The following is a 10,697-nucleotide window of genomic DNA, read 5'->3' as shown; positions in this document are numbered from 1 at the left end:
TAACACCAGGAGGTGCTGATGAGGCCTGCGTCACGAGCGACTGATATGCATGTCTGTCCTATGCAGACACCGGCTGTTGTCCCCATTCCCCATGTTGGTGGGCCGTTGTTGCCTCTGCCCAGCACAGTACTGATTGGCAATTTACCGGCGGCAACTGTGGGGCAGCCCTGTGTCTGTGTCGGCCCGCCAGACAGCGTCATTATGGGAAGCCTGACTGTGCTGGTGAATAACAAACCGGCAGTGCGTATGGGGGATCCAACTGCTCATGGGGGCACTGTGGTTCTGGGGTGGCCAACGGTTTTGATCGGGGGGTGAATATTGCGTTCAGCGTTTTGTACAACATTTTTACATATTGTCACATCCGAAAGGCATTTGTGGATGTAATAACTCAAAAGCCTGTCGTGTATTTATCAAGGCAGGTGAGATCTAATTCATGAGGGACTGTTCATGAGATTTTCTGAAGTTGTCAGTCTGGATAAATATCCAAAAGGCGTCACTGAAATACCTGACGAAACTTTCAAAGTACTGATCAACGACTGGGCCCATGAAATGGGCAAGCGAGTGGGGTACAAGAAGAAAACCCGTATGGAGCATTGGCAGGAAGCCATTGATACGGTTTATACAGCTTTGGAAGAAAAGCTTCAGACAACTGATCCCTCCGTGATCCAGAAACAGCGCAAATGGGAAGTGCTGATGCTGGCGGCTTTTTATCACTTTCCTGAGCATATCAAGGTTTACCATCCAACTCTGGTCGAACAGCAGCGTACCCGGCAGCTGGTGGAAAACAGTAAAGTGACCCGCCATTTGCGTAATAAGGCACAGCTGCTGAAGTTCCTGAAAGAGGACAAAGATCTGGGCGTGAAAACGATCCAGGATCTGGCTGTCTCTCGACTGCAGTGTGAAGTCCTGGCGACGTCCGCAGAAATACTGGTGAACCGGTATAAGGGAGGTGCACTCAATAAACCTACTGCAACTGGCTCTGCCAGTACCAGTCATGGGGTAACGCCGGAAGCCTCCCGTGATAAAACAGAGGCCAAAGCATCTGTTGTTGTCAAGGCCGGCGCTACGGCCACTGCTGGTTATGATTCCGGTTCGGTAAACCTTGGCCATGGTATCAGTCATCAGGTGAAAACATCTGTACTGGCATCGGCCAGTGCCGCTGGTTACGCCAATGCCAGTGCCCGTCTGGATGACCTCAGGTTATCTGCCAATGCCGGTTTAGGGGCAGAGCTGAAAGCTTCAGCCAATATCGATTATCAGATTGAGCACAAATGTAAGGTTAAGGTTGGTTATTTAAGGCGCCTGCTGGGGCCTCAGTTTAAAACAATTGAAGGGCGTTTAAATGGCAGTGTCACTGGCAGTCTGGGCGCTAAAGCTTCAGGGTCGGCCTCTGTAGCGGGTTTTGGCAGTACATCTTTCGGTCACTATAGCGACACCCCGTTCAAGGCTAAAGCAACGTCTTATAAGGACAGCACCCTGAGCGATGATGATAAGGCAATCCAGACGGCTAAAGGATCTGAGCAGCTGTCTATCCTGGACGTGAATGGCAGTGCACAGGTAGAAATAGCTCTTCGTATTCAGGGCAATGCTGGGATTACCGTTGGCCAATCTCTGGATATAGATGTGACCGGTGATATTTTTGCTGGTGCCGCCGCCAGTGGCAATGTCAAATTCCTGATTAATGAACAGGAAGTGGGCATGGACATTGGCGGTAAAGCCATGGCCGGCTTTGAGGTAGGTTCAGATCAAAAAGTTACGCTGAAGCACCCATCCCGTAATGTCAGTATTTTTTCCGTGAAGTTCAGGGAAAGCTTTACCGCTGGAGTGGGTGTTGAGGGTAAAGTGTCTGCCCGAGCTTCTCTGGATCAGTGTTATTTTGATACATCCGCCGGGGCAACTGTAGGTATTGGCTCGAGTCTGGGCTGCACGTCCGTTGTGAATCCACGCGGTGTTTTGCTGTTGGGCTATGACTTCCTGGCAGTTCCTACCGTGCTGGCTTTGGGGGAAGTTATGGCAAAATACAATAGTGGCCCCCATACCCAGCGTATGCAGAAGCTTTGTGACTACCTGAACAAGCAGGCGTCCAAAGGGGAGATCAACCAGGTTTATCTGGATAATCAGTCCCGTATCGCTGCTTGTCTTGCAGCGATGAATGCTGATGCTGACCGTCTTTATAAGATAACTGAATTCCGCACCCCTGGTTTTGCTGGTTACAGTGAAATGTCCGAGCAAGAGATGGCCGCAGGAGTGAAGGGCAGCTCACAGTCCAAGTATTATGAGTACACAACAGAGACTATAAAAACAAAACCCCTGGACAGAGTATTTGGCTCTGAAGCTGGAGGAGGGCATGCCAATATCTCTGGGCCAATAACAACAGGGCCTATGCTACCACCCGATACCGGGAAGACGATCACCCAGGAGTTTATTATCAGCCAGCGGCAGGTTCAGGGAGGGAAGCTCGGATCTGCAATTTCAGGAGACAAGCAGGCCTTGCATCAGGTAGTTTCTGCCTATGAGCAGGCCAAAACCCATGGCAGCGGTGAATGTATAGCTTATAAAGTGCTCCGCAAGGATATGTTTGAAGGTACTCAAATAGATTACGTATAGTTAATCTTTGTTTTGATGCTTCTGTACCGGTAGTTCTTTGAACTATCGGTATTTTTTTAATAATTCTGTTAGGTCGCTTGTTGTTCAAATCTGCTAAATTTGTTAGTTCTAAAAGTCATTAATTAAAACGGATTTTAATCAATGATAAAAACCAAGCTGTCTTCTTCAGTATCTGTCTTCCTGATTGTTTTTTGTTCAATTTTTCCAAATATCAGTTCAGCTATAAAAAGCCATTATCCAGATAAACAATGTGGTGTGACTTCTAGTACTTCGACAGATAAAAGAGGGGCGGAGCCGGGACTAAAACCATCAGATAGCTGTGCACGCCCGGCCGCAATTCTTGAAAAGCCAACAACGTTGAGATCTTCTCCTGCACATGGTTTTGAAAATGAAGCCGTACGTTTTCCTGCTATGCAGTCATGGATGACTTTTCTTCAGGTGGTAAAACCAGTTGGTCGCGAGGCTGGAAGCTTTTCATTTCTTAATTTGCCCTGGAAAGAACGTAAAGCGGTGTTCTCCTTTCAGAACCATTGGATAACAGTTTCCCGGCAGACATTTGCACCTCAGGAGTCCAGACAGCAGCAGATCAGAATGTCGGGCAGAGCAGAGCGTGCGAAGTTAAAGAGTGAAGAAGCAGATTCTCTGTGCCGAATGAAATCTAAAGATATGGTTTTCTTTAATGAAACTCTTTCGGGGTATCTAAGAGACAATGATTTATGGCACAAGGCGGGAGTCGTTAGATTCCTGAAGCGGGGCAAGAGCCTGATCATGCCCAAGGGGAGTATCAAGCTGAAAACCAGCTGGGTAAAAACAGACAGCAAAGAAGATATCGGCAATTTTATTACTGCCCGTGACAGTAGATACCAGCTTTGGAAAATGGTGTCCATGCATGTTGCTACCAAGCAGTTGCCTGGCTGGACTTGGGCAACGTTTGAACACAGAAATAACCCCTGTTTTAATAGACACCTCAAGGCTCAGGATGATTTTGGATACCCATCTGGATCGGACGCTGATTTCAGTGAAGAGCTGTTGCTTATGGCTCGTCAGAACGCTGGTGATGATGACAAGTTTCGTTCTCTTGTAGAAGTCATTACCAATTACCGGCTTGTGGGAGCTATGACTGATTACACAGACTCCTACGGCAGGCCTGTGATTTTAGGTAACTCTGTCACTGAGGCTGGTTTTCAGACAACATCCAGCTGTTTAACCTGCCATGCAAGAGCTGCCCTGGATGTATCGGGAAAATATCACCCTGATGTGTTTAACAAGAAGCAGCAAAGCTTTAATGGAGCCCCCCAATGGGAATGGTTCTTTAAACTGATGAGCTCGGATGAGCTGTTTCAAAAATATTTTCAAGCAGACTTTATGTGGTCTATTCCCTTATGTGCACCAGCAGATGCATCTGGAAAAACGGCTTGCTAGCACCCTGTGGAACGGTGAGAGTAGCTGTCAATGGCTTTTGGGCATTCTGCCAATGCCAAATCGCTGCTCCAGATCAACCAGAGTGAGAGGCTTTCTGGTTTTCAACTTATGCCGAAGCCAGAAACCATTTAACCAGTTGCCTTCTTTCAGAGGCCATGGCATAGGCGGTTTGTTAAAGTTAACCGCCTCATAACGAGCAAAAGGATGATCTCCTGTCCAAAGGCACCAGATAAGAAGGCCTAAGGCGTAGTTGTCAATCTGTTCATCCGCTTCATCTTTGCCTATTTCTGGGTGCTGCCACTCGGGAGTGTAATAAGGATTTACATATTCCTCACCAAACAGGCGTGTGGCAGAGAAATCGATAAGTTGGATACTCCCTTTATCGGCATCGACAAAAATATTATCGGGTTTCAGGTCTCCGTGTATCCAGCCATTGTCGTGGAGATTATTCAAAGCTTCAGCCAGACTGGTCACCACTCGCCTACGAAGGGATTCCGACCAGGAATAAACCTGACCAGACTTTAAAAGGTCGAGTAAAAGGTTTCCCTGGGCAGGGTTCATAACCAGCCAGTGTTGATCTTGCCAGTTAAGGTAGCCTTTGCCGCTAATCAGACCGGGATGAGACTGCAATTTAAGGAGAGAGCCTTCCCGCCGCAAAGCAGCAACTTTGCGCGGAGTGGGCTCAATCAGTTTTTTGAGAATAAGACTTTTGCCGGAATGGCGATCCCATCCCTGGTAAACCTGAGCGTGTCGGGTTTTGGCCAGAGGGGAACCACACATAAAGCGACCAGCAATAAGTCCTGCTTCAGCCAAATCCTTCTGGGCAGTGATGTCCTTATCTTGCATAGGCATAGCTGTCCTTGGAAATGTTGTTGGCAGGGGTAATGATTCTGGATGAAAGACTCAGGCCTGATAGCAATGCCGGATCAAAAGGATTACTGCGGCGATCCAGTTCAAGCTCCAGGGTGATATCAAACTTTTTCAACCCGTAGGTCAGCCGCATCTGACCGTTACCTTCCCATAAGCTGCTGTCGGCAACAAAACGCTGCCATGCCCAGGGGCCTGAGTAGCTGTTACGGGCAAGTTGCAGGCCACTGTTAGAAAAGTTCAGAGATAGAATTTCGGTTGAATCCTGAGGCCAGTGTCTCTCTTGCCAGCGCAGCGGTCCGTGGCTGTAGCTGAAGTTGCCGTTACCATCCCGAAGATTAAAGGTGGTGATATCACTACTCAGGCGTCGTGCCCGCATACGATAGCTGATGTCCAGGTCACCATTAGCGCTGAAGTAGGCATCGCTGATTTGATCGGCCTGTGCCAGCTGTTTCAGGAATCCATGGTCAAGAGCCAGCGTTGCGCCATTCACAGTGCGAAGTTGCCAGTGTCGATTGCCTCTTTCCTGACTGCTGATAACAAAGGGAGCAAGATAATGGTTGATAAACTGATCCAGTTCTCCATCAGGGCGCAGGAACTCGACAAAATCACCCAGCCTGGTTTCTCTGCGTGCATCTCGGGTAAAGGGGAAACGGTTGTAGAAGCGACTTTCCCAGGTATTCCAGGGGCCTGAATGCCAACTCTCCTGAACATAGTTGCCAGCACCCGCCAGCCACTCCTGCCAGTAAGCATGAGTCAGTTGTTTGAGCCAGATGCCTGCGGCAGTTCTTTCCTGTTTCGCCAGACGCTGCAGTTCAGGAAGGCTGCTGCCTTCACCTTTGGCCAGTTTCACGGCACTGTCAAAATAGGCTTGGTTGCTGTCAGGGTGTGCACTTATGGCCTGCATTTCATTGTAGAGAAGATCAAGTTGTGCGGTATAGGCATCGCCTCGATCGGCATAAAATGTGGCATAAGCGCGGAATGTTTCATCAACAATTGCGGCGGTGCGCTGTTTCTGCAGCTTTGCCAGTGCGCTGCGGCTGGCACTTTTCGCAATCTTTTTGTTGGCACCTTTCAATCCCAAGGCTTTGGCTGCTTTCTTTTCCGCCTGTTTAGCCAACAGCTTCTTGGTAGGGTCGGAAGACTCTTCTTCGGTTTCAGGTTCCAGTTGGGTTTGATCGGCGATGGCTGCGATCAGGTCAAACAGGGCGGGGTTTTCCCCCTGATAAAGAGACTCCAGAAGCTCTAACTGCAGATCTACACCACGGCCAGGTACTAGGGAAATATTGCTGATCAGCGTTTTCCAGGTCCGGATATAATCCAGGAAGTACAGCTCCCGTACCTTGCCACTTATGCGGTTTCTCTCGGCCAGCGATAGAGACTGGTTGTCACCTTTTACCCGGGCAAGGTTAGCGATGGCCTTTTTTATCAGCTCGGAATCTGAGGTGAGATCCAGCTTGCTGTATCCCTCACGGGTGAAAATTACCGGCAGATAATAGCCATCAAAGCCCTCATTGAATTGGAAGTGGCTGGTAAAGTTCTCACCCAGACGGTTACGAATATCGATTTTGCCAGCATGCTCTGGTTGTGCACGGATAAAGTCATACACCAGCTGGTTATCAATTCTCTGGCTGAGATCACTACGAGCCTGAGCAATAAGGTTACTGTCAGGAGTGAAGGTATCTAGCTGTGTTGACCAAAGGTCATCAAGCAGGGCAAACAGGTAGTCCTCAGTACCTTCGGACAGTTCCTCTCGGTCGGCCAGCATACCTGCAAGATAGTTGTTCAGCTCTTGGTTCTGGCGAACATCACCATCGAATAGCATCAGGTAATGCAGAAGGTTTCGGAATACTTCCTCGTTATTACCTAAGTGCACAAAAGCTGACAGCGTATCGTGACTGCGTTCAGCAAGTGGCAGAAACAGTCTTTGTTGCAGTTGGTTAATATAGACCTGACGAACTTTGTCGGCCGCTTGGTAATCAAACAACCCGATATCCAGCATCAGGGGGCGGGGCTGTTCGAATGCCTGTACTAATTCGCGCAGTCGTAACAATGGTGGGATAAGGTCTGCAATATCAGCATCTGTTCCCAGAGCATTGATTTCTGTGGTGTAGTTATTGAACTCTTCTGTTGTCAGAGTCTGCAAGCTTTGGTTGAAAACAACATTTTCCCACAGAACCAGAGCGCCTCCTGCTAGTAGCAGACTTGTCAATGCGACAGCAGCTAGTACCTTGCCTTGCCAGAAATGCCGGGCCAGATTGTTTTCTTCGACACTGGCCAGTGTCGGCAGCGCGATCCGTGAAAAGAAGCTGCGTATAAAATAACTGTTGTTACCCAGTCGCTGAGATTGCTGGCGCTGGTTTTGAAAACCCCAGCTGCGGCTGATTTCACTGGCCAGCAGGTTATAACTGTTACCAGCCTGTGCTGCAGAGCTTAGCCACACACCGGCAATCCAGGCAACGGGGGCGTGGTGACGATTACCGTAGAGTTCCTCAAAACTGATCTTGATGCGTTCCTGCAGCAGAGTGAGCTGTAGAAGAAAACGGGTGATTGCCTGACGTTCGGTCACTTCTTTCTCACTGTGCAGTAGTTCAGTCAGGCGGGTTGTCAGTGATTGTTGTAATTCTTTAAACGCCAGCTGCCAGATGTCAGGCTGATAACCATCTGGCAGGTTAATACCGAGAGGCAGGCTGCGTTCGGTACTGCAGCTCTGGTTAAAGCAGGCCTGAAACCCTTCCAGATGATCGCATTGAGTAACTTGTAACCAGACGGGTAGCTTTATCCCTGTCATGGTATCCAGTTCCCGCAGTCGACGACGCAGGTGCCTTGCCTGTTCCTGTAGCCACGAAGGTTGATGGACAATCAGCTGGTTTGCTGACCGGGCCACAAGTACCCCTGTTAAAGGTTGGCGGGGGCGATAATTTTTCAGTAAAGAGAAGAGGTGCTGAAGAATCGGTGTATCCAGTTCACTGGTGCTTTCTTCCAGATAGTGTCCGGCAAGCTCCAGAACAACGGCGTGTTCACTGATCCAGAAAACAATATCGTCTGTTTCACGTTCATCGTCGTTTTCAGCCAGTGACGTGACACGCTCAAAACCAGCCTGCTGCAGCCAGCTGCTTTTTCCGGATGTGTCATCACCAAGCATGGTCAACCAGGGAAGTGAATAGGGGTTGTATCCACCGGGCTGTGTCTTGAGTTGCTTGAGCAGCTTTTTCCAGTTCTGGTTCAGGCGCTGTTTTTCTCTGCGCAGATACTGAAGTTCCTGATTCTGCTGCAGGCGATGCTGGTGCTGGCGCCATTTGCTGATGCCATAAAACAGAGCCCACAGCAGAGCAGGGGTACCAATAACCAGTAGGGAAAGTTCAACCCGGGTGCTTAACTGTTCTAATCCAGACAGGGCTTCAGGCCATATGTAATAGCCAGTCCAGATGAGAAACAGGGAAAAGCTGAGGAAAATGATAAAAATTATAGTCAGGGCTTTTTTCAGGGAACTCATGGTTGAAACTGCTCCATATCGTCCGCTGTGCTGTTATAGATGGTACCCATGCTTGGTCCGGGCCTTACCCAGTTCTGCAATGAATCTAACTTCTGCGGCTGACTGTTGTTGTAGTCATTGATCCAGAATGCGGTGACGCCGTATCCAGCCAGTAAAAGAACCGGAATCAAAATCAGCCAGGGCGTTTTTCGGAACAGCCGTAAAGGCTTCCAGCTTCGACCGACTGGCAGATGCTGGCGTTCTTTAGCCGCTGGGCGCACTCTGCTTAATTCGCTGTAAAGTTCTGCACACAGCCGGGTTAAGTCGTGACTGTTGTTTTGGTAAGACGTCAGGGCAGGATCTGGTTGATGTTGATAACGTCCTTTGAACCCCATGCGCAGCAGAACATACATCAGCTCCAGAAGCTCAGATTGCTGTTCTGGTTGCTGGCGAGCCTGTTCCAGCAGCACAAAAAAAACTTCGCCACCATTTCGCTGCTGAAAAAGACGGCTGACTAAGCTGTGGTTTTCCCATGCTGATTTTCTGCCCCATGGGGTCTGGTTAATGCCTTCGTCCAGCGATGCGCACAGTGCATAACAGCAGCGGTCCATCAAACTTTGTGGATGACCACACAGTCGTCCGCGGTTATTCAGGGCCGACACCTGGCTGACAAGATTTTCACGAAACTCGGCCAGATTTAAAGGCTGGTGAAGTTGTGGCAGTGTTACCAGTAAAGCAAGCAGCTCAGCTGACAGGTTAATCAAACTGTTATTGCTGGCCTGAAAATCATTCAACTGCTCCCGGGCATGACCATGGACTCCCCAGTTCTGACCGGTTTGTGTTGTTGTCGACGAAGTGGGTTCGTCAGCAAAATCTTTGTTAGCGTTTGTGGCAGACGACTGACCCTGTACATCACCATGATGCCGGGGGACTGTATCGCTGCGTTGAAAACTGAATACCTGTCCCATAAATGTTACCTCACAACATACAGGGCGACTTTGCTGTCGGCCGATATCTGTTCATCTATGTGGAGAGCAATGGCATCCTGACTGGAGATAATCTCCTGCCAGAGTTCATGGCTGGTATCCACTTCAAAGTAAACCGTATCGGCCCGGGCTTTCAGCTCCAGAGGAGGAATCTGCATCGCAGTTAATGGGACTGCCGATAAAGCTCCTCGAACCCGCTCGGCAATGCGCTGATGGCCTGCGAGTTTGGCCGATGCCGGAAACAGTTCACGGCAGCGACCAGGCCCAAGGGAGCTGGTGACAGCCAGGATAAAGCGGCCATCATTAAACAGTGAACGGTCTTCCACCATCGTGCGTAATAAGCGACGGCGTTCGAATAGACTGTCATCCCATGGTAGAGAGAGAATCTTCTCGTTGCGTGCCTGTCTCAGGTTTTGCTGAAGTGCAGTCAGAACCGGAGCAAAGGATTGGTAGGGCTCCTCTGGGTTATAGTTCTGAAACTCAGGCGCCAGTGTTGTGGTGAAGGTTGATAGGTCCGCTGCCATGGTGACCAGCTCCCGGTGAAGCTCTCCCGGGCGCAGGCATTCTCCGCCTGCAATGCTGGTCAGACGTGCAGAGTAACGGTTCAGAGCCTGCAGCCACAGGTATTCCAGCTGCATGGTGTGAACACTTTTCTGTTCTGCGTGAGGGCCTATCTGGTTTGCCATGATGGCCGCACGATTTCTCATACGGGCCTGCAGGTTCTGCACTTGTTCTTTCAGGTACTGGCTGCTGCGGTAGTCGAGACAGCGGGGAATAAAAGTTGAGTCCAGCAGCAGGCGGCCATCATTCTGTTTTTCCTGGATGCGGGCAACAGGCAGGCGTATATGAGTATCTGGCTCTTCATCGGCCAGAAGAATTTTCAGGTTCAGACGTGACAGTGTCAGGGAAACCGGGTCATTGTCTTTGTCTGCACTGTCATAAACGTCATGATCAAAACTGAGATGACGGGATGCACCTGAATTTTGTTCGCCTTCCGCACTGGTATCGACAGTACCAGGGCGCACGGCTGGCAATGCCAGATAAATCAGTGAGCCGGGTTCTGGTGTTGTTATTTCTCGAACAATTGCACTCTGGCAACGGAACGGTGTTCCGTCCGGAAGAATGCCACTGCACCGGCGCAACATAAAACGCCCAATGGACAGCTGCTCCTGATCGATAGTCAGTTCAGAGAAGCCTGCTGGCTTTCCCGCAGATAAAGCAATCAGCTGACGGCTGTAATATTCCAGATAGCGTTCCTGCTGCTGGAAATGCTGTGGGCTGAGAAACATGCCCTCATGCCATACGGTACGATTATTATCCATTGGCGAATTCCATGCTTT

General features: G+C 49.6%; 7 protein-coding genes. 3 read left to right on the top strand and 4 right to left on the bottom strand.

The features are described from left to right. Positions 1-18 precede the first annotated feature (18 nt). The 3 genes from ACY2RR_RS12870 to ACY2RR_RS12860 all read left to right on the top strand — a co-directional run bounded on the left by ACY2RR_RS12870 (position 19) and on the right by ACY2RR_RS12860 (position 4,029). A complete protein-coding gene (locus ACY2RR_RS12870) occupies positions 19-315 on the top strand; it encodes a PAAR domain-containing protein (RefSeq protein WP_490108558.1) in 297 nt (98 codons plus the stop codon). Positions 316-447: 132 nt separating this feature from the next. Continuing rightward, a complete protein-coding gene (locus tag ACY2RR_RS12865) occupies positions 448-2,607 on the top strand; it encodes a hypothetical protein (RefSeq protein WP_490108557.1) in 2,160 nt (719 codons plus the stop codon). A gap of 255 nt (positions 2,608-2,862) precedes the next feature. Further along, complete coding sequence (locus tag ACY2RR_RS12860; protein WP_490108556.1) at positions 2,863-4,029, top strand: hypothetical protein; 1,167 nt, start codon at positions 2,863-2,865, stop codon at positions 4,027-4,029. A 27-nt stretch (positions 4,030-4,056) separates the two neighbouring features. Here ACY2RR_RS12860 and ACY2RR_RS12855 read toward each other — a convergent pair whose 3' ends face one another. The 4 genes from ACY2RR_RS12855 to tssK are packed head-to-tail and all read right to left on the bottom strand — an operon-like array spanning position 4,057 to position 10,679. Further along, entirely contained in the window at positions 4,057-4,881 is an 825-nt protein-coding gene (locus tag ACY2RR_RS12855; RefSeq protein ID WP_490108555.1) for a serine/threonine protein kinase, read from the bottom strand. Then, positions 4,865-8,392, bottom strand: a complete 3,528-nt coding sequence (gene tssM, locus ACY2RR_RS12850) for a type VI secretion system membrane subunit TssM (RefSeq protein ID WP_490108554.1) — start codon at positions 8,390-8,392, stop codon at positions 4,865-4,867. Before tssM ends, ACY2RR_RS12855 begins: the two co-directional genes overlap by 17 nt. Further along, complete coding sequence (icmH, locus tag ACY2RR_RS12845; protein ID WP_490108553.1) at positions 8,389-9,339, bottom strand: type IVB secretion system protein IcmH/DotU; 951 nt, start codon at positions 9,337-9,339, stop codon at positions 8,389-8,391. The genes tssM and icmH overlap by 4 nt, the downstream gene beginning before the upstream one ends. 5 nt (positions 9,340-9,344) lie before the next feature. Next, positions 9,345-10,679, bottom strand: a complete 1,335-nt coding sequence (gene tssK / locus ACY2RR_RS12840; protein WP_490108552.1) for a type VI secretion system baseplate subunit TssK — start codon at positions 10,677-10,679, stop codon at positions 9,345-9,347. Positions 10,680-10,697 lie beyond the last annotated feature (18 nt).

Source organism: Parendozoicomonas sp. 2304DJ65-17, from assembly GCF_058148445.1.
This window is presented reverse-complemented; position numbering and strand designations above follow the sequence as displayed.